Here is a 23,591-nt window from a genome sequence, read left to right on the forward strand (position 1 = left end):
TGGGGAATGTTTCACGTGAAACCGATTGACCCGCGTCTGCTCCGGTACGCCCGAGCCACCCGCCGTTTTCTGGCGGCGGTGGTCCTGCTCGGCCTTGTCGGGGCGGCGTTGGTCGTCGCCCAGGCGATGCTCATCGCCGAGGTGGTGGTGGGCGCCTTCCAGCAAGGTCTTCCGGTTTCCGGGCTGCGGACGGCGCTCCTGCTGCTGGCGGCGGTCGCCGTGGGCCGCGGCCTGGTTTCCTGGCTGACGGAGCTGGCGGCCCATCGGGCGAGTGCGGCGGTCAAGTCCGAGCTGCGGGGGCGGCTGCTGGAACGGGCCGCCGGGTTGGGTCCGGGGTGGCTGAGCGGGCAGCGGGGCGGCTCGCTGGTCGCCCTCGCCACCCGGGGTGTCGACGCCCTCGACGACTACTTCTCGCGCTATCTGCCCCAGCTGGGGCTGGCGGTGGTCGTGCCGGTCGCCGTCCTCGCGAGGATCGTCACCGAGGACTGGGTCTCGGCGGCGATCATCGTGGTGACCCTGCCGCTGATCCCGCTCTTCATGGTCCTCATCGGATGGGCCACGCAGTCCCGGATGGACCGCCAGTGGAAGCTGCTGTCCCGCCTCTCGGGCCACTTCCTGGACGTGGTGGCCGGGCTCCCGACGCTGAAGGTCTTCGGGCGGGCGAAGGCGCAGGCGGAGTCGATCCGCGCGATCACCTCGGAGTACCGGCAAGCGACGCTGCGGACGCTTCGGATCGCCTTCCTGTCGTCGTTCGCGCTGGAGCTGCTGGCGACCCTGTCGGTGGCGTTGGTCGCGGTCGGGATCGGTATGCGTCTGGTCCACGGCGATCTGGACCTGTACACGGGGCTGGTGATTCTGATCCTCGCGCCCGAGGCGTATCTGCCGATCCGGCAAGTGGGGGCGCAGTATCACGCGGCGGCGGAGGGCCTTGCGGCCGCCGAGGAAATCTTCGAGGTGCTGGAGACGCCGGTGCGGGAAGGCGGCGCGCGAGAGGTCCCGGCGTCGCTCCGGCTGGAGCTCGACGCGGTGACGGTACGCCACGCCGGACGGGCGGAGCCGGCGCTGGGTGCGGCCTCCCTGGAGATCGCGGAGGGCGAGGTCGTCGCCCTGGTCGGGCCGAGCGGTGTCGGGAAGTCGACCCTCCTGGATGTGGTGCTGGGCTTCGCGGCGCCGGACGAGGGGGCGGTACGGGTCGGGGGCGCCGATCTCGCGTCGCTGGACCTGGAGCGGTGGCGGGAGCGGATCGCGTGGGTTCCGCAGCGGCCGTACCTCTTCGCGGGCACGATCGCGGAGAACGTCCGTCTGGCCCGGCCGGACGCCTCGGACGAGGCGGTGCTCCGGGCGCTCGAGGACGCCGGGGCAGGGGAGTTCGTCGACGCGCTGCCGCAGGGAGCGCTGACCCGGCTCGGCGAGGACGGCGCTGGTCTGTCGGCCGGCCAGCGTCAGCGGCTGGCACTGGCCCGGGCGTTCCTCGCCGACCGGCCGCTGCTGCTGCTCGATGAGCCGACGGCGGCGCTGGACGGGACGACCGAGGCGGCTGTCGTGGACGCGGTCCGCCGACTGGCCGTGGGCCGGACCGTGCTGCTGGTGGTCCACCGGCCCGCCCTGCTGGCCGTCGCGGACCGGGTGGTGACGCTCAGCCCTTCCGGCGCGAGCTCCCCCGTGGGCACACCCGCCGAAGGAGGGTCCGCGGTGGTGCCGGCGTCGAGTGCGGTGCGGCCGGAGAGCTCCGGGTCCGAGGAGCCGCGAGCCGCTGACCCGGGTGCTCACACCGGGACGCGCAGAGGTGCGCTCGCGCGGGTGCGCGCGATGGCCGGGGGACTGAGGGGGCGGCTGGCGCTCGGGCTGCTGCTTGGGAGCCTGGCCCTCGGATCGGCCGTCGGGCTCATGGCCGTATCCGGATGGCTCATCTCGCGCGCCTCCGAACAGCCGCCCGTGCTGTATTTGATGGTCGCCGTCACCGCGACGCGCGCGTTCGGGATCGGGCGGGCCGTCTTCCGGTACGCCGAGCGGCTGGTGTCGCACGATGCCGTGCTGCGGATGCTCGCCGAGCTGCGGGTCACCGTCTACCGGCGCCTTGAGCGCATCGCCCCGGCCGGGCTGCGGCAGGTGCGGCGTGGGGATCTTCTGTCCCGGCTGGTCTCCGACGTGGACGCACTGCAGGACTACTGGCTGCGGTGGCTGCTCCCCGCCGGGACCGCCCTGGTCGTGGGGGCCGCGTCCGTGGGCTTCACAGCGTGGCTCCTGCCCGAGGCCGGTGCCGTTCTCGCCATCGCGCTGCTGGCCGCCGGTGTGGCCGTTCCCATGGCCGGTGGCGCGCTGGCGCGGCTGGCCGAGCGGCAACTCGCCCCCGCTCGGGGGGCGCTGGCAACCGGCGTCGTCGATCTGCTGCGCGGATGCGCCGAGCTGACGGTGGCCGGCGCGCTCGCCACCCGAATCGGCGAGACGCGGGACGCCGATCGCCGGCTCACCCGTATCGCCTCGCGGCAGGCCGCCGCCACCGCCCTCGGTGCCGGACTCTCGGCGCTGTTCTGCGGCATCACTGTGGCGGCCGCCGCGTTCGCCGGCGTCCAGGCCGTGCGGGACGGGCGGCTGGAGGGCGTCGCCCTCGCGGTGGTCGTCCTCACTCCGCTCGCCGCTTTCGAGGCCGTCACCGGGCTGCCGCTCGCCGTCCAGTACCGGCAGCGGGTCAAGCGCAGTGCCGAGCGCGTCCACGAAGTGCTGGACGCGCCCGCTCCCGTCCAGGAGCCGGAGCACCCGGCAGAGCTGCCGAGCAGCCCCTTCCCTCTGGAGCTGCGGGGGCTGTCCGCCCGGTACGCCGGTCAGGAGCGGGACGCGCTCAGCGGTATCGATCTGCGGATCGAGGCGGGGCGGCGCATCGCCGTCCTCGGCGCCTCAGGTTCCGGGAAGACCACCCTCGCCCAGGTGCTGCTGCGGTTCCTGGACGCGCGGCAGGGGACGTACCGGCTCGGCGGCGTCGACGCTACGGCGCTGGAAACCGACGCCGTCCGCCGCTTCGTCGGGCTCTGCGCGCAGGACGCGCACATCTTCGACAGTACCCTCCGGGAAAACCTGCGCCTCGCTCGAACCGGTGCGACCGAGGGCGAGCTGCGCGGCGCGCTGGCCGGGGCACGGCTGCTGGAGTGGGTGGACTCGCTGCCCGCCGGCATCGACACCCCCGTGGGCGAGCACGGCGCCCAGCTCTCCGGCGGCCAGCGGCAGCGTCTCGCGCTGGCCCGCGCGCTTCTCGCGGACTTTCCGGTGCTCGTCCTCGACGAACCGGCCGAGCATCTCGACCTGGCCACGGCGGACGCGCTCACCGACGATCTGCTGCGGGCCACCGAGGGCCGGACGACCGTGCTCATCACCCATCGGCTCCACGGACTCGACGCGGTCGACGAGGTGGTCGTGCTCGACGGTGGCCGAGCCGTGCAGCGTGGCCCGTACCAGGAGCTCGCGGCCCAGGAGGGGCCGTTGCGGCGGATGCTGGAGAGGGAGCGCGAGAGTGACCTGCTCGGCGCGGCTGCTGCTCCCGGTGAGGGCGGAGAGCGGAAGCCGACTTTCCTCGCTAAATAGGGCTTACTAGTCTCAAGGGCATGACAGTGCCCGAACGCAAGGATTCCGGCGATGCCGCGAGACGGGCGGCCCACAGCCTCCAGGGCCTGTCGACCGAGCTGACCGCGCGAGTCCCCCAACTCCTGGAGGCCATGCGATCGGTCGGCACGGGACTCGAACTGCACGCGACGCTCGACCGGATCTGCGAGACCGCCGCTGAGCTGGCCTGCGCGCGCTACGCCGCGATCGGCGTGGTCGACGCGGAGGGCCAGGGTCTCTCCGACTTCGTCACCCATGGGGTCTCCGAGGAGATCGCCCGATCGATCGGACGGCGGCCGGACGGGCGGGCCGGCCTGCTCGGCGCGCTGATCCACCATCCCGAGCCGATGCGGTTCGCCGATCTGACGAAGGACCCGCGCGCGGCCGGATTTCCGGCCGGCCATCCCCCGATGCGGACCTTCCTCGGGGTCCCCATCCGGGTCCAGGGCGAGATCTTCGGCAATCTCTATCTCTCCGAGAAGATCAACGGCGGCGAGTTCACCGACGACGACCTGCACATGGTGAGGGTGCTCGCCACCGAGGCCGGGATCGCCATCGGCAACGCCCGTCTGTATGAGGCGGCGCGGCAGCGCGAGCGCTGGATCGACGGCTCGGTCGCGGTCACCACCGCCCTGCTGTCCGGTGGCGACGCCGACGACGCGCTCGCCGTCGTCGCCGAACAGGCCCGCCGGCTCGCCGACTCGGCCGCCGGCATCGTCCTCCTGCCGGCGCGGGAGGGTGGTTTGGAGATCGTCGCCGTCTCCTCCGACCAGCCGGCGGAGTCACTCGGGATCGTCATGCCCCCGGAGAGCCCGGTCGTCCAACGGGTGCTCGGGGGAGAGCCCGTCTTCGTGTCCGACGCGGCCACCGATCTCCGGATGCTCACCAGGCTGGCGGAGCGGTACGGGCCGAGCATGATCCTGCCGCTGCACAGCGGCGGGCGGGTGCTGGGCGCCCTGGCCACGCCCCGCGCGCGTGGCGGCAGACCGTTCTCCGAGACCGAGCGCACACTGGCCACCCAGTTCGCCTCGCAGGCCGCGCTCGCGCTGATGATGGCGGACGCCCAGCGGGACCGCGAGCGCCTCGCCGTCTTCGAGGACCGCGACCGGATCGCCCGTGATCTCCACGACCTGGTCATCCAGCGGCTGTTCGCCACCGGGATGATGCTGGAGAGCGCGCAGCGCACCTCCGTCGTCCCCGCCGTCCAGGAGGGTGTCGGCAAGGCCGTGGACGAACTGGACGTGACCATCCAGGAGATCCGTACGGCCATTTTCGCGCTTCAGCAGGGGCCGGCCGAGGCGCCGTCCGGACTGCGGACCCGCATACTGCGGGAGATCAACATGGCGTCCGTGCCCCTTGGCTTCAAGCCGGGGCACCGCTTCGTCGGACCGATCGACGCGACCGTCGGCGACCTCCCCGGCAAGAACCTCATCGCGGCCCTGCGCGAGGCGCTGTCCAATGCCTTCCGGCACGCGAGGGCGAGCCGTATCGAGGTCACCGTCGACGCGACCGCGCGGCTCCCCGACGGCACCGAAGCGGTCCGGCTGTCGGTGGCGGACGACGGGGTGGGCATCCCGGAGGGCGGCCGGCGCAGCGGACTGCGCAATCTGGCCCGGCGGGCCGAGTCGCTGGGCGGGTCGAGCTGGTGCGGCCCCGGCCTCGGGAAGGACGGCGGAGGCGCCACCGTCTTCTGGCAGGCCCCCCTGTAGTCCATGGCGCCGACGCTCCCCCGCGCCTCCGGGGTGCTCCCCGTCTCTCCTCGGAGTTCCCCGCTCGGAGTCCCGCTTGTCGGAAGCCCTCTCAGAAATCCTTGAGGATCTGCTCGATGACCACCGCGACGCCGTCCTCGTTGTTGGCGACGGTACGTCCGGACGCGGCGGCGATCACGTCCGGATGCGCGTTGCCCATCGCGTACGAGGTGCCCGCCCAGGTCAGCATCTCCACGTCGTTGGGCATGTCTCCGAAGGCGACGACCTCGTCGGCGGAGATTTCGCGCTCGGCACAGCAGAGCGCGAGCGTCGACGCCTTGGAGATGCCCAGCCCGCTCACCTCGAGCAGGGCCGTGGGGCTGGAGCGGGTGATGGAGGCATGCTCTCCCGCGGCCGAACGGGCCAGGGTCAGGAAGTCGTCCGGTGCCAGCTCGGGGTGGTGGGCGAGCAGCTTCAGCACGGGCGTGCCGGCCCCCGGCTCCTCCTCGTACAGCAGCTTCTCCGCGGTGGCGACGGTCGCGCCCGGGTCCAGGTGGAAGGGCGGGTAGTGCGGCTCGTAGTGGATACCGGTCGCCAGCTCGACCGCGAACGAGGTGCCGGGGGCCGAGGCGCGCAGGGTCCGCACGACGTGCAGGGCGGTGTCCCGGTGCAGCGGGCGCACCTCGATCAGCTTGCCGCCCGCGTGCAGATCGACGACCGCGGCGCCGTTGGCGCAGATCGCGAGGCCGTGGCCGTGGACATGGTCGCTGACGACGTCCATCCAGCGGGCCGGGCGGCCGGTGACGAAGAAGACCTCGATCCCGGCCTTCTCCGCGGCGGCGAGGGCGGCGATGGTGCGCTCCGACACGGACTTGTCGTCGCGCAGCAGGGTGCCGTCCAGGTCGGTGGCGATCAGCCGGGGCTTCGGGGCGGGGGGACGCGGAGAGCGGGATGAGGTCACGGGTTCATTCTCCCGTACGGAGCGCACGGGCGTGCGGGAGGGCGCACATTTGAGTGCACGGATGCTCGCTGTGCGTGGCCGGGGCGTGGAGCGGTCGTGCGGTGGCAGCGGATGACCGGGACCGAGCGGGGTTGAATGGGCGTACGCGCGTTGTCAGTGGGGCAGCGTAGGGTCGGTCCATGCGCCTGAGCACCGTGATCCTCCCGTCCCGCCGTTGGCACGCTGGTGGCCGCGATGAGTGGGTCCGAGCCGAGCGGCTCGGTTTCCACGCCGCGTACACCTACGACCACCTGTCCTGGCGGACCTTCCGCGACGGCCCGTGGTTCGGTGCCGTCCCGACCCTGACCGCCGCGGCCGCCGCCACCGAGCGGATACGCCTCGGCACGCTGGTGACCTCGCCGAACTTCCGGCACCCGGTCACGCTCGCCAAGGAACTGATCTCGCTGGACGACATCTCCGGCGGCCGGATCACGCTGGGCATCGGCGCGGGTGGCATCGGCTTCGACGCCACCGCCCTGGGACAGGAGCCGTGGACGCCTCGGGAGCGCGCGGACCGGTTCGCCGAGTTCGTGTCGCTGCTCGACCGGCTGCTGAGTGAGGACACCGTCTCCGAGCGCGGGACGTTCTACTCGGCGGAGGAGGCACAGAACATCCCCGGATGCGTCCAGCGCCCGCGACTGCCGTTCGCCGTGGCCGCCACCGGTCCGCGGGGTCTGAAGCTGGCGGCGCGGCACGGTCAGGCGTGGGTGACGACGGGGGATCCGAAGCTGTTCGAGTCCGGGACGCCCGAGGAGTCGCGCGAGGCGATCCGGGGACAGATCGAGAAGCTCGGCAAGGCGTGCGCGGATGTGGGCCGGGACGTGGCCGAGCTGGACAAGATCCTGCTCACCGGGTTCACCCCGGACCGGCCGCTGGAGTCCTTCGACGCGTTTGTCGACTTCGCCGGCCGTCACTACGAGCTGGGCTTCGACGAGATCGTGCTGCACGCTCCGATCGCGGATTCGGTCTTCGCGGCGGATCAGGCGGTCTTCGAGCGGATCGCCACGGAGGGGCTTGCCCAGCTGGGCGGCCGCTAGCGACGGACCCGGCTGCTCAGCCAGCGGGTGAGCGTGCCGGTCAGGACGAGTTCCTTGTACGTCTCGTCTCCGGGCAGCGGCACGATCAGCCACCACCCGGGCGGGAAGAACCTGCCCTTCACATGGGCGAGGTCTCCGTAGACGGAGCGGAGGAACGCGGGGACGGAGTCCCGGGGTACGTCGTCGAACTCCGCGCCGTCGACCTCGATCTTCGCGTCGTCCTCCGGGAAGAGCCGGACGGTCAGTCGGGGTGAGCCCCCGAGCTCGATGAACGCCTCGTGCGGAAGGGTGCCGTCCGGGTCGAGGACCGTGAAGGCCCCGGCCGATGTGCGCCGGGAGGTCTGATCGGCGCCGATGTCATCGGTGACGACCATCTCCCGCCGGTACTCCTCGGCGATCTCGCGGATCGCGCGGACGGCGGACTCGGTGGTCGGCAGGTGCGGGTGGTGTCCCATACGGACGATCATGCCGCAGGGCCGTCAGGCCCACCGGTTCGCGGCACGGGGGCGGCTCCGAGTCCGGCTCCCGGCTCAGTTCGGGAAGCGCAGGTACTCCGGCGGCACGGCGTCGGTGAGCCAGACGCCGTTGGCGCTGACCCGGAAGACATGACCCGCGCGGTACATCGCTCCGGCGTCCACGGACAGCACGATCGGGCGGCCCCGGCGGGCCCCCACGCGCGTGGCGGTCTCGCGGTCCGGGGAGAGGTGAACATGGTGCCGGGCCATGGGGCGCAGGCCCTCGGCGCGGATCGCGTCCAGTGAGCGGGCGACCGTACCGTGGTAGAGGTACGCGGGCGGCTCGGTCGGTGGCAGGTCCAGGTCCACCTCGACCGTATGGCCCTGGTTGGCGCGGATGCGGTCTCCGTCGATCGTGAACCGCTGTTTGTCGTTCACCGCGACGACATGGTTCAGCTCGCCGCGGGTGATCACGAAGCCGTGGGCGGCCGTCGCCCGCAGCAGCTCGTCGATCGGCACCCAGCCGTTCGGGTCGAGGACGAGTCCGATGCGCTCGGGCTGGTGCCGCAGGTGTTTCGAGAGGTATTTGGACACCTTCACGGTGCGTCGTTCGTCCATCGGGTCAGGATGCCCGACGCCGGCTCGACGGGTGATTAATTTTGGAGGGGATGTTTGATCCACAACCAAGTCGGGTTATCCACAGGGGAATTGGCGATTCTGTGGACAACTAACCTTGTATTTCAAGCCTTTTGACCAAGTTGACCGTCATGAAAGCGGTTTGAGGCAAGTGCGTCCAATGTCCTTGCCTGGACTTCTCGTTCGGCGGCGGCGGCGATGAACGCGGCCGTGTTGGCCCGGCCAACCAGGCTGTCCACCGCACGGATCGTGCCCGCGGGGAGTGTCACCTGGCGTGGTTCGTCGTCCCGTGGCGCCACCGGGTCGGCGGTCAGGTGCTGCTGAAGGTGCCGAGTGGCGAACAGTCGCATGGCGCGGGCGAGTTCGGCGTCCACCGTCTGCTGGGCGAGCGGCCGGAGCCGCCGCACCATCGACGCCGCCTCGGCGGCATCCGCGTCGGTCGGCGGCCGATGCTCCAGATACCGGGCGAAGACATGCTCGGTGGTGAACTCCAGGAAGCGGGAGGCGATGTGCTCCACCTGGCCGCGAAGCTCCTTGAGATGTCCGGAGATTGCCATCAGCGGAACGCCCGCCGCGTACAACTCGGCGGCGACCGCCAGCTCCTGGGGACTGGGCACCAGGAATTCATCGTCCTTCCCGGGAATCCGTTCCAGAACACCCAGCTCGACCGCCTCCCGCACGGCGTCCTCGTCCGGCGTGCCGCCGAAGGTCGCGTCGAGCTCCGTACGGGAGATGCGGTCCGCCTTCTCGTCCGTCCAGGGTCCGTCGACCTCGGCCACAAGGCCGAGGACGCCGCCGAGTCCGCGTCCCGCGTCCCAGGCCTCCAGCAGCTCCTTGATGGAGGCCAGGGTGTATCCCCGGTCGAGGAGATCGGCGATCTGGCGCAGCCGCGCCAGATGGGTGTCCCCGTACACATTCGCCCGGCCGCGCCGCTCCGGCTTGGGCAGCAGCCCGCGGTCCTGGTAGGCACGGATCGTCCGGACCGTGGCGCCACTGTGGTGTGCCAGGTCCTCGATCCGGTATTCGGCTGTCGTCTGGTCGGACAAGACCGCTCCCTACTACCCCATCGCGGCGCGGCCCACGACGCCCGCCGCGGTACGGGCCGCGGGCGAGGACGCGAGGTACTCGACGGCCTTGCGCAGCGAACCCTCCTGCGAGGGATGGTACGACCGCCGCAGGTAGCGGGGTATGGCCGCGCCGATCTCGCGCCAGCTCGGCAGCAACCCCTTGGCGACCGCCCTGTTGTGCTCCCGGAGCGAATAGCGGAGCCGGCCTGCCAGTTGGGGGTCGTGCCGGATCAGGTACGAGGCGCCCCACGCCCACAGCCACAGCAGGACGGGAGCGGTGACGGCCATGCCCTCGACGCGGCGGGCGTAGCGCGGCAGTCCCGTGCCACCGCAGTGCTGGTACATGTCGAAGGCCACGGCCCGGTGCTCGACCTCCTCAGCGCCGTGCCAGCGCAGCAGGTCCAGCATGATCTCGTCGGTGCCGGACCGGTCGAGCGCCTCGGCGTGCAGCACCCAGTTCCCGAGGACCGCCGTGAACTGCTCGATCGCGGCGATCAGCGAGAGCCGGAAGCGCAGCCACTCCTGCGTCGGTATCGGGGCACCGAACGGCGGTGTCTCGCCCAGCAGCTTCTCGAAGAGGAAGTCGACGTGCTTCGTGTAGGCGGAGGTGTCGAGCCGCTGCGCGGCCAGGTGATCCAGCACGTACGCGTGCTGGACGCTGTGGGTCGCCTCCTGGCCCATGAAGCCCTTGACGTCCTTGAGCAGCTCCGGGTCCTCGACCAGTGGCAGAGCCTCCTTGAAGACCTTGACGAACCACCGCTCCCCGGCCGGCAGCAGCAGATGCAGCACATTGATGACGTGGGTGGCGGTGGGCTCGCCCGGTATCCAGTGAAGTGGGGTCTCGTCCCAGTCGAAGGACACCCGGCGTGGTGAGATCTCGTGGCGCTCCTGCGCCCCGCTCATGCCGGCGGCTCCAACCGCGCTATCGCGCGCAGGGCCTTGGGTGTGAAGCGGGACAACAGGTGGGCGCCGCGCGCCTCCGGGGTCACGGGGACGACCGCCTGGTTCCTCACCACCGCGCGCAGGATCGCGTCGGCGACCTTCTCCGGCGGATAGTTGCGCAGCCCGTACAGCCGTGAGGCCTGCTTCTGCTTGCGCTTCTCCTCCTGCTCGTCGGCCCCGGCGAACCGAGCAGTGGCGGTGATGTTGGTGTTGACGATCCCGGGACAGATCGCGCTGACACCGATGCCCTGGCCGGCCAGCTCGGCCCGCAGGCACTCGCTCAGCATGAGCACCGCCGCCTTGGAGGTCGCGTAGGCGGGGAGGGCGCGGGAGGGCTGGAAGGCGGCGGCGGAGGCGGTGTTGACGATGTGGCCGCCCTGGCCGCGGTCGGCCATCTGCTTGCCGAAGATCCGGCAGCCGTGGATGACGCCCCAGAGATTCACGTCGAGGACCCGCTTCCAGTCCTCGCTGCTCGTCTCGAAGAAGGAGCCGGTCAGGCCGATACCGGCGTTGTTCACCAGCACGTCGACGATGCCGTATTCGGTGGCGACCTTCTCGGCGAGCTTCTCCATCGCCTGCTCGTCGCTGACGTCGACGGCCTCGCCCCATGCCTCCGGGGAGCCGATCAGCCGGGACATCTCGGCCGTACGGGCGGCTCCCTCGGCGTCCCGGTCCACGGCGACGATCCGCGCTCCCGCCTCGGCGAACGCGAAGGCCGTGGCCCGGCCGATTCCGCTGGCGGCGCCCGTGACCAGGACCAGCTGACCGGCGAAACGGTCGGCGTGCCTGCCCTTCAGGGGTGTGACGGGTGCCCTGGCCGCCGGGTCCTCGTGCGTGGTGACGAAGTCGGTGATCCAGGCGGACAGCTGGTCCGGGCGGGTGCGCGGCACCCAGTGCTTGGCGGGCAGCGACCGGCGCGTCAGCTCGGGCGCCCAGTGCGACAGGTCGTCGTAGAGGCGCTCGGACAGGAAGACGTCACCGGTCGGTGTGATCAGCTGGACCGGTGCGTGCGCGTAGGCGTCGGCGCGGGGCCGGCGCAGCCGGGCCCGGACGTTGTCGCGGTACAGCCAGGCGCCGTGGGCGGCGTCCGTCGGCAGCGAGGGCGTCGGGTAGTCACTGGCGGACACCTTCTCCATCCGCTGGAGAATCGTGGGCCACCGCTTGCCGAGCGGCCCGCGCCAGGCGAGCTCCGGCAGCACCGGCGTGTGCAGCATGTACACGTACCAGGACTTGGCGCCCTGGCCGAGCAGCTGGCCGATCCTCCGCGGTGTCGGCCGGGTCATCCGCTGCTTGATCCAGTGCCCGAAGTGGTCGAGCGAAGGACCGGACATCGAGGTGAACGAGGCGATGCGGCCCTCGGTGCGGGGGACCGTGACGAACTCCCAGGCCTGTACGGATCCCCAGTCGTGCCCGACCAGATGGACCGGCTTGTCCGGGCTGACCGCCTCGGCCACCGCCAGGAAGTCGTCGGTGAGCTTCTCCAGGGTGAAGCCGCCGCGCAGGGGGGCCGGCGCCGTGGAGCGGCCGTGTCCCCGGACGTCGTACAGCACCACATGGAACCGCTCGGCGAGCCGGGTGGCGACCTCGGACCAGACCTCCTTGGAGTCCGGGTAGCCGTGCACCAGCATCACGGTCGGCCGGCTCTCGTCCCCCAGCTCCGCGACGCACAACTTGATGCCGCCCGTACGCACCCAGCGCTCCCGCGCCCCCGTCAGCCCCGCCATCACACGCCCTCCGCCCAGCGCCGCACATGCGGCAGATCGTCGTCCAGCCAGAACGCGCTCTGCTCGGGGTCCTTGGAGTCGGTGACCACCAGGATCTCCTCGAACTTCGCGCCCGTACCCCGGAATCCGAGGTGCGGCTCGACCGCCCAGAGCCCCGGCCGGGGCGGGTGGTCGGAGAACTTGTACGGCGACCAGAGCGGCGACCAGCCGTCCCGGTGACCGTGGACCGCATCGCTCGCGAGACCCTTGAGCGACTGGGTGCCGAAGCCGAACAGCGTCGGTGACCAGCGGCGCTCCTTCACCCGGTCGATCTTGTGAGCGATGACGCCGAAGGGGTACGCGCGGTGCCGGTTGGCATACCCCTGGCGGACCATGAGCCGGTCCACGTCCTCGTAGATCTCCCGCAGCGTGCGGCGCTCGCGCACCTCCCGCAGGATCAGCTCCCGGTGCGCCTGGAGATCGGCGAGCAGCTTGTCGTGCACGGGGTTGAGGCCGAGGCAGCCCGAATACCCGATGTCGGCGGTGTAGCCCTTGTGGACCGGGGCCATGTCGAGGATGAACGGCATCCCCGGCTCCAGCTTCCGGTTCGTCGGGAAGAACTGCAGTGGGATGCGGAAGTTCACGAACGCCGTGCGGTCCCCGAACCAGGCGAAGGGCATGTGGAACCAGTCCCGCACGCCCCGCTCCCGCAGCCAGTCGCGCTGCATCCGGGCCGCCTCGCGCTCGGTCACGCCCGGCTTGAGCTGCGCCGCGACGGCCTCCGCGCACGCGTAGGAGAGGCGCTGCACTTCTCTGAACCCTCGCAGCTCCGCGTCGAGTTCGGTGTTCAAAGCTGAGACCGCTGAGGCCATGCCACCCGTCCGTCCCGTGTGTGCGGTACGCGTTCGTAACTTGACACTGATGAATGTGACAATGCCCGGCGGCTACGTCAAGGGGCGTGCGTCGGCCTGTGGAAAACGCGCTGCGTGACGGGGCGGACAACGACTTTGGTCGCGACTCCCTTACGGGTCTGTACGCCTGGAGTCGGACACGGGTCGAGCCGTTGGGCTGACGACCGGTGAGTTCCGCGCCACTACCGTCGAAGCGTGACTGTGATCGCTACCGAAAGCCTCAGCAAGCGGTTCCCCCGGGTGACCGCTCTCGACCGGCTCTCCCTGGACATCGGGCCCGGTGTGACCGGACTGGTGGGTGCCAACGGAGCCGGCAAGTCAACCATGATCAAGATCCTGCTGGGTCTGTCCCCCGCCACGGAGGGCCGCGCCGAAGTGCTCGGCCTCGACGTCGCCACCTCCGGCGCCGCCATCCGGGAGCGGGTCGGGTACATGCCCGAGCACGACTGCCTCCCGCCCGACGTCTCGGCCACCGAGTTCGTCGTCCACATGGCGCGGATGTCCGGCCTGCCGCCCACCGCCGCACGCGAGCGGACCGCCGACACCCTGCGCCACGTCGGTCTGTACGAGGAGCGCTACCGCCCCATCGGCGGCTACTCGACGGGTATGAAGCAGCGCGTGAAACTGGCGCAGGCGCTGGTCCACGACCCGCAGCTGGTCCTCCTCGACGAACCCACCAACGGCCTCGACCCCGTCGGCCGTGACGAGATGCTCGGCCTGATCCGCCGCGTCTGGACCGACTTCGGGATCTCGGTCCTCGTCACGTCCCATCTGCTCGGCGAGCTCGAGCGCACCTGCGACCATGTCGTCGTCATCGACGGCGGCACACTGCTGCGCTCCAGCTCCACCAGCGACTTCACCCAGACGACGGCGACGCTCGCGGTCGAGGTCACCGACACCGACGCCCGCCCCGACGGCACCCGGGCCCTGCGCGAGGCGCTCGCCGCGGCCGGGATCACGCTCCACGCGGGGGTGGAGGAGGGGCTGCCCGGCGCGGGTCACATCCTGCTCCTCGAAGCCACCGGCGAGGAGACCTACGACATCGTCCGGGACACCGTCGCCGACCTCGGCCTCGGGCTCGTACGGATGGAGCAGCGCCGTCACCACATCGCCGAGGTCTTCCGCCCGGAGGCGGACCAGGCAGCGGCCCAGCCCATGGAGGTGCGGGCGCGATGAGCACCGAGACCACCCAGATCCACAACATCGGCTACCGCACCTACGACGGGCCCCGCCTCGGCCGTGCCTACGCCCGCCGGTCGCTCTTCTCGCAGTCGCTGCGCGGCGCGTACGGCCTCGGCCGCTCGGCCAAGTCCAAGGTTCTGCCGATGATCCTCTTCGCCGTCATGTGCGTGCCGGCGGCGATCATCGTCGCCATCGCGGTCGCACTGAAGAGCAACAGCCTTCCGGTGGACTACACCCGGTACGCGATCCTCACCCAGGCGGTCATCGGCCTCTACCTCGCCGCGCAGGCACCCCAGTCCGTCTCCCGCGACCTGCGGTTCAAGACGGTTCCGCTGTACTTCTCGCGCCCGATCGAGCGCATGGACTACGTCCTCGCGAAGTACGGCGCGATGACCTCCGCGCTGTTCATCCTCACCGCGGCGCCGCTGATCATCCTCTACATCGGATCGATGCTCGCGAAGATGGACTTCGGTGACCAGACCGAGGGCTTGGGCCAGGGCCTGGTCTCGGTAGCGCTGCTCTCCCTCCTCTTCGGCGGAATCGGCCTGGTGATGGCCGCGGTGACCCCCCGACGGGGCTTCGGCGTCGCCGCCGTCATCGCCACGCTGACGATCTCGTACGGCGCCGTCACCACCCTGCAGGGGATCGCGTACGGGACGGACAACGTCTCGGCCATCAAGTGGCTGGGGCTGTTCTCGCCGATCACCCTCATCGACGGCGTGCAGACCGCCTTCCTGGGCGCCGACTCCGCGTTCCCCGGTGGAGCCGGACCGGGCGCGGGCCCCGGCGCGGTCTATCTGCTGGTCGTCCTCGGGCTCATCCTCGGCTCGTACGCCGTCCTGATGCGCCGCTACCGAAAGGTCGGACTGTGACCACGCTCAACATCGACCACACCTCACGGTGGTTCGGGAACGTCGTGGCCGTCAACGACGTGACCATGACCATCGGCCCGGGCGTGACCGGGCTCCTCGGTCCCAACGGCGCCGGGAAGTCCACTCTGATCAACATGATGGGTGGCTTCCTCGCTCCCTCGACCGGAAGCGTCACGCTGGACGGACAGACGATCTGGCGCAACGAGTCCGTGTACCGGCAGATCGGTGTCGTGCCTGAGAGGGAGGCGATGTACGACTTCCTCACCGGATACGAATTCGTCGTCGCCAACGCGGAATTGCACGGCCTGGGCAAGAAGGAGGCCCAGCAGGCGCTCGCCACGGTCGAGATGGAGTACGCGCAGGACCGCAAGATCGCCACGTACAGCAAGGGCATGCGGCAGCGCGTGAAGATGGCGTCCGCGCTGGTCCACGACCCGTCCGTACTCCTGCTCGACGAGCCCTTCAACGGCATGGATCCCCGCCAGCGCATGCAGCTCATGGATCTGCTGCGGCGCATGGGGGCGGCGGGACGCACGGTGCTCTTCTCCTCCCACATCCTGGAAGAAGTCGAGCAACTGGCCTCGCACATCGAGGTGATCGTGGCCGGGCGGCACGCCGCGTCCGGAGACTTCCGCAAGATCCGCCGTCTGATGACGGACCGGCCGCACCGCTATCTCGTACGGTCCTCCGACGACCGGGCGCTCGCCGCCGCACTCATCGCCGACCCGTCCACGGCGGGTATCGAGGTCGACCTCGCCGAAGGCGCCCTGCGCATCCAGGCGGTGGACTTCGGCCGGTTCACGGAGCTGCTGCCGCGGGTCGCCCGGGCGCACTCGATCCGACTGCTGACGGTCTCGCCCTCCGACGAGTCCCTCGAATCCGTCTTCTCCTATCTCGTAGCGGCCTGAAAGGAGCTTCGCGATGTACAACCCGACAGTCGCCCGGCTCACCTACCGGGCCCTCCTCGGCCGCCGACGCGCCGCGATCATGTTCGCGCTGCCCGGACTTCTGCTGCTGATCGCGGTGGCGGTGCGCGCGTTCAACGGTGCGGACGACCAGATCGCCGCCGATGTCCTCGGAGGCTTCGCCCTCGCGACGATGGTGCCGCTGATCGGTGTCATCGCCGGCACGGGCGCGATCGGACCCGAGATCGACGACGGCTCGATCGTCTATCTACTGGCCAAGCCCGTGAATCGGTCGACGATCATCTTCACGAAGCTGATCGTGGCCATCGCCGTCACGATGGTCTTCTCGGCCCTGCCCACCTTCGTCGCGGGCATGATCCTCAATGGCAACGGGCAGCAGGTCGCGGTGGCGTACACCGTCGCGGCGCTGGTCGCCTCGATCGCCTACAGCGCGCTGTTCCTGCTGCTCGGCACGGTCAGCCGGCACGCCGTCGTCATCGGTCTCGTCTACGCCCTGGTGTGGGAGGCACTCTTCGGCAGCCTCATCGCCGGCGCGCGCACATTGAGCGTTCAGCAGTGGTCGCTCGCCGTGGCCGAGAAGGTCGCGGGCGAGGGGCTGGTCGCCTCCGACGTGGGGCTGCCGGTCGCGACCGCGCTGCTGGCCGCCGTCACGGTCGTGGCGACCTGGTACGCGGGACAGAAGCTGCGGACGCTGACGCTGGCCGGGGACGAGTAGTCCGGCGAAGGGATGGCGAGGGGCGGGGGCGATTCCCCGTCCCTCGTCCGTCTCAGACCTTGCGGTCCCCGGCCGCCGGCAGGCCGACCCCCAGGGCCGTCGCGCACACGCACAGCACCAGGGCGAGGGGGACCGTCCAACTGCCCGTCGCCTGGTGGACCGCGCCGGCCGCGAGAGGACCGGCCGCCGCCAGGAGGTAGCCGACGGTCTGAGCCATTCCGGAGAGGCGGGCCGCCGTCGGGGCGTCGGGGCTGCGCAGCACGATCAGAGTGAGGGCCAGGCCTACCGCTCCGCCCTGGCCGACGCCGAGCACGGCCGACCAGAGCCACGCCCCGGACACGGGCGCGATCATCAGGCCCGCGTAACCGGTCGCCACCAGGGTGGTGACGAGCGCGACCAGCGGGCGCTGGCCGCGCATACGGCCTGCCAGCAGAGGGACGGCGAAGGCGCCCGCGACCTGGATGAGGTTGTTGAAGGCGAAGATGACGCCCGCGGTGGAGCGGCTCATTCCGTGGTCGGTGAAGATCGTCGGCATCCAGGCGATCAGGACGTACGACCACAGGGACTGCAGGCCCATGAAGAGCGTCACCTGCCAGGCCAGCGCGGAGCGCCAGACGTTGCGGGCGGGCGCCGGGGTGGCCGTGACGGTGAAGCCGGGACCGCTCCGGAAGCCGCGTACCTGCGGCAGCCAGGCCACCGCCGCCACGACGGCGAGCAGGGACCAGGAGGCGAGCGAGGCCTCCCAGCTGCCGCCGAACGCCTTCTCCAACGGCACGGACGTGGCCGCCACCACCGTCGCTCCCGCGATCATGGCGCCGGTGTAGACGGAGGTCATGGAGGCCGCCCGGTCCGGGAAGTCCCGCTTGATCAGTCCGGGCATCAGGACGTTGAGCAGGGCGATCGACGTGCCGACCAGCACACCGCCGCCGTACAGCGCCCACACCGACGGCAGGACGCGCACCAGGATCCCGGCGGCGAGCAGCAACAGCGCGCCGATCAGCACCCGTTCGCTGCCCAGGCGGCGTCCCAGCCAGGGCGCGGCCAAGGCGCCGAGACCGAGGAAGAGCACCGGCACCGAGGTGATCAGCGAGGTCGCCGTCGACGACAGACCGAACGCGGCGCCGATCTCGCTCACCAGAGGCGACACACTCGCCAGCGCCGCCCGCATGTTGAGTGAGGCCAGCACGATCGCGGCCAGGAGCAGCGCGGACCGGGCCGGCGACGCCCGTCGTACGACCGTCTCCAGATCGCTCGTCAGCGGTGACGGGTCCGCGCGGTCGGCGATGTCCGGGCGTGACACGGCGGTCACCTTTCTCACGGGGGCGGGCCAGGGGCCCGTAAGCAGGAAGGAAGGGGCGGGAAGACGTCAGCGGGTGGTGGCGGAGAGCGCGCCCACCGTCTCCATCGGGACCCGCAGCAGCGCACGCGCCGCCGCCTCGGCCGCGTCCGGGTCGCCCGCTTCGACCGCGTCCACCAGCGCCTCGTGGGCGTCGATGTCGACCGGCGGCATCTCCTGGTCGCCCAGGGCCTCCACCAGTACCTCGTGCACCTGGGTCGAGAAGAAGCGGTAGACCTCGGTGAAGGCGCCGTTGTGCGTGGCCTCCACCACCCCGAGGTGGAAGGCCATGTCCGCGTCCGCGTCCCGGTCGCCCTCCTCGCGGAGCGTCGCCAGGGCCGCCCGCAGCCGCAGCAGGTCGTGCGTGTCCCGCCGCACGGCTGCCAGGCGCGCCGCCTCCGCCTCCAGGGCCACCCGCAGTTCCAGTACGTCGAGCGCTCCGGCGTGACGCATCCCGCGCAGCACGGCGGACGGGTCGGCCGTGGACCGGACGAACGTGCCGTTGCCCTGCCGCGACTCCAGGAGCCCCGCATGGACCAGTACGCGGATCGCCTCGCGGACGGTGTTGCGGCCGACGCCCAGCTGCTCGGCGAGCTCGTGCTCGGTCGGAATGCGGTCGCCCACGGCCCATTCGCCGTCCGTGAGCTGGGCACGGAGCTGGTCGACGACGGAATCCACCAGGGAAGTCCGTCCCGCTGCCTTCAGCGCCATGCCGCCACTCCTCTATTCGCCCGGTTGCCCAGTCATCCTACAACTCGCTCGCCCGATTAATGTGGGCACGTGTGCGGCTACACCCACCACACTTACAACTTGGGGAGTCAGTCATGTCAGACCGCTTCGACGTTGTTGTGCTCGGAGCAGGCCCCGGCGGCTATGTCGCCGCCATTCGCGCCGCCCAGCTGGGCAAGCGGGTCGCGGTCGTGGAGGAGAAGTACTGGGGCGGTGTCTGCCTGAACGTCGGCTGCATCCCGACCAAGGCGCTGCTGCGCAACGCCGAGCTGGCGCACCTCTTCACCCACGAGGCCAAGACGTACGGCATCAAGGTCGACGGCGAGGTGTCGTTCGACTACGGCGAGGCGTTCCGGCGCAGCCGCACGGTCGCGGAGGGACGCGTCAAGGGCGTCCACTTCCTGATGAAGAAGAACAAGATCACCGAGTTCACCGGCCGGGGCACCTTCCTGGACGCGAACACCATGCAGGTCGCGCTCTCGGACGGCACCTCGCAGACGATCACCTTCGACAACTGCATCATCGCCACCGGCGCGACCCCGCGTCTGCTGCCGGGCACGAGCCTGAGCGAGCGCGTGGTGTCCTACGAAGAGCAGATCCTCGCCGAGGACGTGCCGAGCTCCATCGTGATCGCCGGCGCGGGCGCGATCGGCATCGAGTTCGCGTACGTCCTGCACAACTACGGCGTGAAGGTCACGATCGTCGAGTTCCTGGACCGGATCGCGCCGCTGGAGGACGCGGACGTCTCGGCCGAGCTGGCGAAGCAGTACCGCAAGCTGGGCATCGACGTCCTGACCTCCACCCGGGTCGAGTCGATCGACGAGTCCGGACCGCAGGTCCGGGTCACCGTCACCGCCAAGGACGGCACCCAGCGGGTCCTGGAGGCCGACAAGGTCCTGCAGGCGATCGGGTTCGCGCCCAACGTGACCGGTTACGGCCTGGAGGCCACCGGCGTGGCGCTCACGGAGCGCGGCGCGATCGACGTCGACGGCCGCAGCCGCACCTCCGTGCCGCACATCTACGCCATCGGTGACGTGACCGCGAAGCTGATGCTCGCGCACACCGCCGAGGCGATGGGCGTCGTCGCCGCCGAGACGATCGGGGGCGCCGAGACCATGGAGCTCGACTACCCGATGATCCCGCGCGCCACGTACTGCCAGCCGCAGATCGCCAGCTTCGGCTGGACCGAGGCGCAGGCGAAGGAGAAGGGCTTCGACGTCAAGGTCGCCAAGTTCCCCTTCATGGCGAACGGCAAGGCGCACGGTCTCGGTGACACCACCGGATTCGTCAAGATCATCAGCGATGCGAAGTACGGCGAGATCATCGGCGCGCACCTCATCGGGCCCGATGTCACCGAGCTGCTGCCCGAGCTGACGCTGGCTCAGCAGTGGGATCTGACGGTCCACGAGGTGGCGCGGAACGTGCACGCGCACCCGACGCTGGGCGAGGCCGTAAAGGAGGCCGTGCACGGCCTCGCGGGACACATGATCAACTTCTGAGGTCCAGCGACGCACGGGTGGGGGGTGTCCGAGGGGGCCCCACACCCGTGCGCTCGGCCCCCGGCCCTGCCCTCGGGCCGACGCCTCTGTGCTCGGCCCGCCGCTCTGCCCTCGGTCGCGCGCGCCGAAAACCGGTGGCGGTCGAACACCGGTCCGATGCACAGTGGTTGAGGCCACACCGCGACACGGCGGGTGGGCAGACCGGGGAGGAGCGGGACGTTGACCGAGAAGAGTCCGAGTCCGTCGTGCTCCCAGCAGGGCGGTGTGTGAGAACCGCCCGGGCGGCCGCTTCGAGCGCGCAGTGATCTGCGCGGGCCGCCCCCCGGAGGATTGGCCGAGTGGTAAGGCACCGGCTTGCTAAGCCGTGGTCGGGGTCAGCCCCGCGCGCGTTCGATCCGCGCATCCTCCGCGTAGCCCTGAGCGGGCGGCAGACCCGCTTCGACGCACAAGAAGTCCTCAGCAGAACCCGCAACAGGATCCCGTCACCAGAAGCCGTCCCGGACGGCGGGCCCGGACGGCGGCCCGGGCAGCCGGCGCCAGTACCTGCCTCGGTCGGCGCCCCGAACGACCCATCCCCGCCCCGGGCTCAGCCCCGGAGCAGCCGCTCCAGCACCACCGCGATGCCGTCCGCGTCGTTCGATGCCGTGACCTCGTCGGCCACGGCCTTCAGGTCGTCATGGGCATTGGCCATGGCCACGCCGTGGGCCGCCCACCCGAACATGGGGATGTCGTTCGGCATGTCGCCGAACGCGATCGTCTCCGCCGCCTTCACGCCGAGACGGCGCGCCGCAAGGGAGAGGCCCGTCGCCTTGCTCAGGCCCAGCGGCAGGATCTCGACCACTCCGGCGCCCGCCATGACCACGTCGACCAGGCTGCCCACCGTCTCGCGGACCACCTGGGCCAGGGCGTCGTCGCTCAGGTCGGGGTGCTGGATGTAGACCTTGTTGAGCGGAGCCGCCCACAGCTCGGCCGGGTCCTCCATCGGCCGGGTCGGCAGGGTCCCCTCCAGGAGCCGGTAGCCGGGGCCGACCAGGACCTCGCCGTCCAGCCCGTCGCGGCTCGCGGCGAGGGCCAGCGGCCCGATCTCCGCCTCGACCTTGGACAGCGCCAGCCCGGCGAGCTGGCGGTCCAGGGTCACGGACGTCAGCAGCCTGTGCTCGCCCGCGTGGTAGACCTGCGCGCCCTGGCCGCACACCGCGAGACCGTCGTAACCGAGGTCGTCGAGGATGTGCCGGGTCCAGGGCACGGCCCGTCCGGTCACGACGATGTGGGCCGCGCCCGCCTCCGTGGCGGCGGCGAGCGCGTCACGCGTCCGGGCCGAGACGGACTCGTCGGCCCGCAGCAGGGTGCCGTCGAGGTCCGTCGCGACGAGACGGTACGGGAACGTCACTTGGTGATCGGCTCCAGCACCTCACGGCCACCCAGGTACGGGCGGAGCATCTCCGGCACCCGCACCGAGCCGTCGGCGAGCTGGTGGTTCTCCAGGATCGCCACGATCGTGCGCGGTACGGCGCACAGCGTGCCGTTCAGCGTCGCCAGCGGCTGGACCTTCTTGCCGTCCCGCATGCGGACGGACAGGCGGCGCGCCTGGAAGCCGTCGCAGTTGGACGCGGAGGTCAGCTCGCGGTACTTGCCCTGCGTCGGGATCCAGGCCTCGCAGTCGAACTTCCGCGAGGCGGACGACCCGAGGTCACCGGTCGCGACGTCGATGACCTGGAACGGCAGCTCGAGGCCCGTCAGCCACTGCTTCTCCCAGTCCAGCAGCCGCTTGTGCTCGTTCTCCGCGTCGGCCGGGTCGACGTACGAGAACATCTCGACCTTGTCGAACTGGTGGACCCGGAAGATGCCCCGGGTGTCCTTGCCGTACGTGCCGGCCTCGCGGCGGAAGCAGGGCGAGAAGCCCGCGTACCGCAGCGGCAGCTTGTCGGCGTCGATGATCTCGTCCATGTGGTACGCGGCGAGCGGCACCTCGGACGTACCGACCAGGTAGAAGTCGTCCTTCTCCAGGTGGTACACGTTCTCCGCGGCCTGGCCGAGGAAGCCGGTGCCCTCCATGGCGCGCGGGCGGACGAGCGCGGGGGTGAGCATGGGGATGAAGCCGGCCTCGGTGGCCTGCGCGATCGCCGCGTTGACGAGCGCGAGCTCGAGAAGGGCGCCGACGCCCGTCAGGTAGTAGAAGCGCGAGCCCGACACCTTGGCGCCGCGCTCGACGTCGATGGCGCCGAGCGCCTCGCCGAGCTCCAGGTGGTCCTTGGGCTCGAAGCCCTCGGCGGCGAAGTCACGGATGGTGCCGTGCGTCTCCAGGACGACGAAGTCCTCCTCGCCGCCGACCGGCACGTCCGCGTGGACGACGTTGCCGAGCTGGAGGAGCAGGGTCCTGGCGGCCTCGTCGGCCTCGTTCTGCTCGGCCTCGGCGGCCTTCACGTCGGCCTTGAGCTGCTCGGCCTTCTTGAGCAGTTCGGCGCGCTCCTCGGGAGAGGCCTTGGGGATGAGCTTGCCGAGCGACTTCTGCTCGGAGCGGAGCTCGTCGAAGCGGACGCCGGACGACCTGCGCCGCTCATCGGCGGAGAGCAGGGCGTCGACGAGCGCGACGTCCTCTCCACGGGCGCGCTGGGAGGCGCGAACACGGTCGGGGTCCTCACGGAGCAGGCGAAGGTCAATCACCTCACCAGGCTACCGGTGCGGGCTCGCGCCACCCCAACTGATATCGGCTCACGTGTCACTTTGCCCGAATTGCCGGAGTTAAGGAATGGTGGCGATGAATCGACCGGGATCGTGCCGGGCATCTGTCAATAAGTCGACCGCTATTGCCCGAAATGGGGCGGTAGGGCGGCGTGATCTTGACTGGCCGACTCTGCGAACTGGCCGTACGCGCCGGGAGCGTGGCCCCCTTGTCCACAGATATGTCCGGCTCCGTAAAGTTATCCACAGGCTGTGTGGAAGAACCGCGATCCCTGGAATGGATCATTCCGAAAGCCGTGGAAGATCGCATGAGGGGCAAAGGATTCTCCGGCCAAACCTGCTTCGCGCACTCATTGGAGTGGGAATTCGTCACTCTGAAGAGTTGATCGACGGAATGGGGTGGACATGCGGTGACCTGGGGCGTCGTACCGTCCTGTGGACGGAAGTAGGGCGACTGGAGCGATTTGTCGACCATGTCGGCTTACGTTGTCGACTTGTCCCCAGGTCGAGAGTAGGCCTGTGGATAACTGCTGTGGGTATGGAAAAGTGTGCTGGTAGGACTGGCTGGGGCCCCTGGGGATGACCGCTCTCGACGTCCCGACCGCCCTCGACGTCCC

The 23,591-nt window shown here is 70.6% G+C and carries 19 protein-coding genes and 1 tRNA gene; 9 read left to right on the plus strand and 11 right to left on the minus strand.

Translation table 11 applies throughout. The features are described from left to right. Positions 1-6: 6 nt before the first annotated feature. Together cydD and ACZ7J0_RS13955 are read left to right on the plus strand one after the other, a co-directional pair. A complete protein-coding gene (gene cydD, locus ACZ7J0_RS13950; protein ID WP_470887061.1) occupies positions 7-3,576 on the plus strand; it encodes a thiol reductant ABC exporter subunit CydD in 3,570 nt (1,189 codons plus the stop codon). A 20-nt stretch (positions 3,577-3,596) separates the two neighbouring features. Beyond that, positions 3,597-5,303: a sensor histidine kinase gene (locus ACZ7J0_RS13955; RefSeq protein ID WP_470887063.1), complete on the plus strand. Its 1,707-nt coding sequence runs from the start codon at positions 3,597-3,599 to the stop codon at positions 5,301-5,303. Positions 5,304-5,394: 91 nt separating this feature from the next. Here the strand turns inward: ACZ7J0_RS13955 and ACZ7J0_RS13960 are convergent, their stop codons facing one another. Then, positions 5,395-6,243 carry a Cof-type HAD-IIB family hydrolase gene (locus ACZ7J0_RS13960; protein WP_470887065.1) on the minus strand — a complete coding sequence of 283 codons (849 nt, stop codon included), beginning with the start codon at positions 6,241-6,243 and terminating at the stop codon, positions 5,395-5,397. 179 nt (positions 6,244-6,422) lie between these two features. On the opposite strand from ACZ7J0_RS13960, the gene ACZ7J0_RS13965 reads away from it, so the two are divergent. Beyond that, positions 6,423-7,319 (plus strand): LLM class flavin-dependent oxidoreductase, encoded by an 897-nt coding sequence (locus ACZ7J0_RS13965; protein ID WP_470887067.1) that lies wholly within the window; start codon positions 6,423-6,425, stop codon positions 7,317-7,319. Here ACZ7J0_RS13965 and ACZ7J0_RS13970 read toward each other — a convergent pair. From ACZ7J0_RS13970 to ACZ7J0_RS13995, 6 genes are all read right to left on the minus strand, one after another. Then, positions 7,316-7,774 (minus strand): hypothetical protein, encoded by a 459-nt coding sequence (locus ACZ7J0_RS13970; RefSeq protein ID WP_470887069.1) that lies wholly within the window; start codon positions 7,772-7,774, stop codon positions 7,316-7,318. The genes ACZ7J0_RS13965 and ACZ7J0_RS13970 overlap by 4 nt on opposite strands. A gap of 75 nt (positions 7,775-7,849) precedes the next feature. Then, positions 7,850-8,392 (minus strand): RNA 2'-phosphotransferase, encoded by a 543-nt coding sequence (locus ACZ7J0_RS13975; RefSeq protein WP_470887071.1) that lies wholly within the window; start codon positions 8,390-8,392, stop codon positions 7,850-7,852. A 122-nt stretch (positions 8,393-8,514) separates the two neighbouring features. Beyond that, complete coding sequence (locus ACZ7J0_RS13980; protein ID WP_470887073.1) at positions 8,515-9,456, minus strand: MerR family transcriptional regulator; 942 nt, start codon at positions 9,454-9,456, stop codon at positions 8,515-8,517. A 12-nt stretch (positions 9,457-9,468) separates the two neighbouring features. Then, positions 9,469-10,380: a metal-dependent hydrolase gene (locus ACZ7J0_RS13985; protein ID WP_470887075.1), complete on the minus strand. Its 912-nt coding sequence runs from the start codon at positions 10,378-10,380 to the stop codon at positions 9,469-9,471. Then, positions 10,377-12,143, minus strand: a complete 1,767-nt coding sequence (locus tag ACZ7J0_RS13990) for an SDR family oxidoreductase (protein WP_470887077.1) — start codon at positions 12,141-12,143, stop codon at positions 10,377-10,379. The genes ACZ7J0_RS13985 and ACZ7J0_RS13990 overlap by 4 nt, the downstream gene beginning before the upstream one ends. Then, complete coding sequence (locus ACZ7J0_RS13995) at positions 12,143-12,994, minus strand: M24 family metallopeptidase (RefSeq protein WP_470887079.1); 852 nt, start codon at positions 12,992-12,994, stop codon at positions 12,143-12,145. Before ACZ7J0_RS13995 ends, ACZ7J0_RS13990 begins: the two co-directional genes overlap by 1 nt. Positions 12,995-13,234: 240 nt before the next feature. Here ACZ7J0_RS13995 and ACZ7J0_RS14000 point away from each other — a divergent pair, with 240 nt between their 5' ends. The 4 genes from ACZ7J0_RS14000 to ACZ7J0_RS14015 are packed head-to-tail and all read left to right on the plus strand — an operon-like array spanning position 13,235 to position 16,728. Further along, positions 13,235-14,209, plus strand: coding sequence for an ABC transporter ATP-binding protein (locus ACZ7J0_RS14000; protein WP_470887322.1), 975 nt, complete (start codon positions 13,235-13,237; stop codon positions 14,207-14,209). Further along, positions 14,206-15,087 (plus strand): ABC transporter permease subunit, encoded by an 882-nt coding sequence (locus ACZ7J0_RS14005; protein WP_470887081.1) that lies wholly within the window; start codon positions 14,206-14,208, stop codon positions 15,085-15,087. The genes ACZ7J0_RS14000 and ACZ7J0_RS14005 overlap by 4 nt, the downstream gene beginning before the upstream one ends. Continuing rightward, positions 15,084-15,995 (plus strand): ABC transporter ATP-binding protein, encoded by a 912-nt coding sequence (locus ACZ7J0_RS14010; RefSeq protein WP_470887083.1) that lies wholly within the window; start codon positions 15,084-15,086, stop codon positions 15,993-15,995. Before ACZ7J0_RS14005 ends, ACZ7J0_RS14010 begins: the two co-directional genes overlap by 4 nt. Positions 15,996-16,008: 13 nt before the next feature. Beyond that, positions 16,009-16,728, plus strand: coding sequence for an ABC transporter permease (locus ACZ7J0_RS14015; protein ID WP_470887085.1), 720 nt, complete (start codon positions 16,009-16,011; stop codon positions 16,726-16,728). Between the two features lie 52 nt (positions 16,729-16,780). On the opposite strand, the gene ACZ7J0_RS14020 is transcribed toward ACZ7J0_RS14015, so the two are convergent. Together ACZ7J0_RS14020 and ACZ7J0_RS14025 are read right to left on the minus strand one after the other, a co-directional pair. After that, positions 16,781-18,013, minus strand: coding sequence for a CynX/NimT family MFS transporter (locus tag ACZ7J0_RS14020; RefSeq protein WP_470887324.1), 1,233 nt, complete (start codon positions 18,011-18,013; stop codon positions 16,781-16,783). A gap of 81 nt (positions 18,014-18,094) precedes the next feature. Beyond that, positions 18,095-18,775, minus strand: coding sequence for a FadR/GntR family transcriptional regulator (locus tag ACZ7J0_RS14025; protein WP_470887087.1), 681 nt, complete (start codon positions 18,773-18,775; stop codon positions 18,095-18,097). Positions 18,776-18,888: 113 nt separating this feature from the next. On the opposite strand from ACZ7J0_RS14025, the gene lpdA reads away from it, so the two are divergent. Together lpdA and ACZ7J0_RS14035 are read left to right on the plus strand one after the other, a co-directional pair. Next, positions 18,889-20,292 carry a dihydrolipoyl dehydrogenase gene (gene lpdA, locus ACZ7J0_RS14030; protein ID WP_470887089.1) on the plus strand — a complete coding sequence of 468 codons (1,404 nt, stop codon included), beginning with the start codon at positions 18,889-18,891 and terminating at the stop codon, positions 20,290-20,292. 324 nt (positions 20,293-20,616) lie between these two features. Continuing rightward, positions 20,617-20,701 (plus strand) — tRNA-Ser (locus ACZ7J0_RS14035). A gap of 177 nt (positions 20,702-20,878) precedes the next feature. Here ACZ7J0_RS14035 and ACZ7J0_RS14040 read toward each other — a convergent pair. Together ACZ7J0_RS14040 and serS are read right to left on the minus strand one after the other, a co-directional pair. Beyond that, complete coding sequence (locus ACZ7J0_RS14040; protein WP_470887091.1) at positions 20,879-21,682, minus strand: HAD family hydrolase; 804 nt, start codon at positions 21,680-21,682, stop codon at positions 20,879-20,881. After that, positions 21,679-22,956, minus strand: a complete 1,278-nt coding sequence (serS, locus tag ACZ7J0_RS14045; RefSeq protein ID WP_470887093.1) for a serine--tRNA ligase — start codon at positions 22,954-22,956, stop codon at positions 21,679-21,681. The genes ACZ7J0_RS14040 and serS overlap by 4 nt, the downstream gene beginning before the upstream one ends. Between the last annotated feature and the right edge of the window lie 635 nt (positions 22,957-23,591).

It is taken from the genome of Streptomyces sp. NPDC038280 (assembly GCF_055600045.1).

Bases quoted from the DNA above. Each gene is read 5' to 3' on its own strand.
- ACZ7J0_RS13965 (WP_470887067.1), top strand. From the start codon at position 6,423: ATGCGCCTGAGCACCGTGATCCTCCCGTCCCGCCGTTGGCACGCTGGT.
- ACZ7J0_RS14005 (WP_470887081.1), top strand. From the start codon at position 14,206: ATGAGCACCGAGACCACCCAGATCCACAACATCGGCTACCGCACCTAC.
- ACZ7J0_RS13955 (WP_470887063.1), top strand. From the start codon at position 3,597: ATGACAGTGCCCGAACGCAAGGATTCCGGCGATGCCGCGAGACGGGCG.
- ACZ7J0_RS13970 (WP_470887069.1), bottom strand. From the start codon at position 7,774: ATGGGACACCACCCGCACCTGCCGACCACCGAGTCCGCCGTCCGCGCG.
- ACZ7J0_RS13990 (WP_470887077.1), bottom strand. From the start codon at position 12,143: ATGGCGGGGCTGACGGGGGCGCGGGAGCGCTGGGTGCGTACGGGCGGC.
- ACZ7J0_RS14025 (WP_470887087.1), bottom strand. From the start codon at position 18,775: ATGGCGCTGAAGGCAGCGGGACGGACTTCCCTGGTGGATTCCGTCGTC.
- cydD (WP_470887061.1), top strand. From the start codon at position 7: ATGTTTCACGTGAAACCGATTGACCCGCGTCTGCTCCGGTACGCCCGA.
- ACZ7J0_RS14015 (WP_470887085.1), top strand. From the start codon at position 16,009: ATGTACAACCCGACAGTCGCCCGGCTCACCTACCGGGCCCTCCTCGGC.
- ACZ7J0_RS13975 (WP_470887071.1), bottom strand. From the start codon at position 8,392: ATGGACGAACGACGCACCGTGAAGGTGTCCAAATACCTCTCGAAACAC.
- ACZ7J0_RS13985 (WP_470887075.1), bottom strand. From the start codon at position 10,380: ATGAGCGGGGCGCAGGAGCGCCACGAGATCTCACCACGCCGGGTGTCC.
- lpdA (WP_470887089.1), top strand. From the start codon at position 18,889: ATGTCAGACCGCTTCGACGTTGTTGTGCTCGGAGCAGGCCCCGGCGGC.
- ACZ7J0_RS13995 (WP_470887079.1), bottom strand. From the start codon at position 12,994: ATGGCCTCAGCGGTCTCAGCTTTGAACACCGAACTCGACGCGGAGCTG.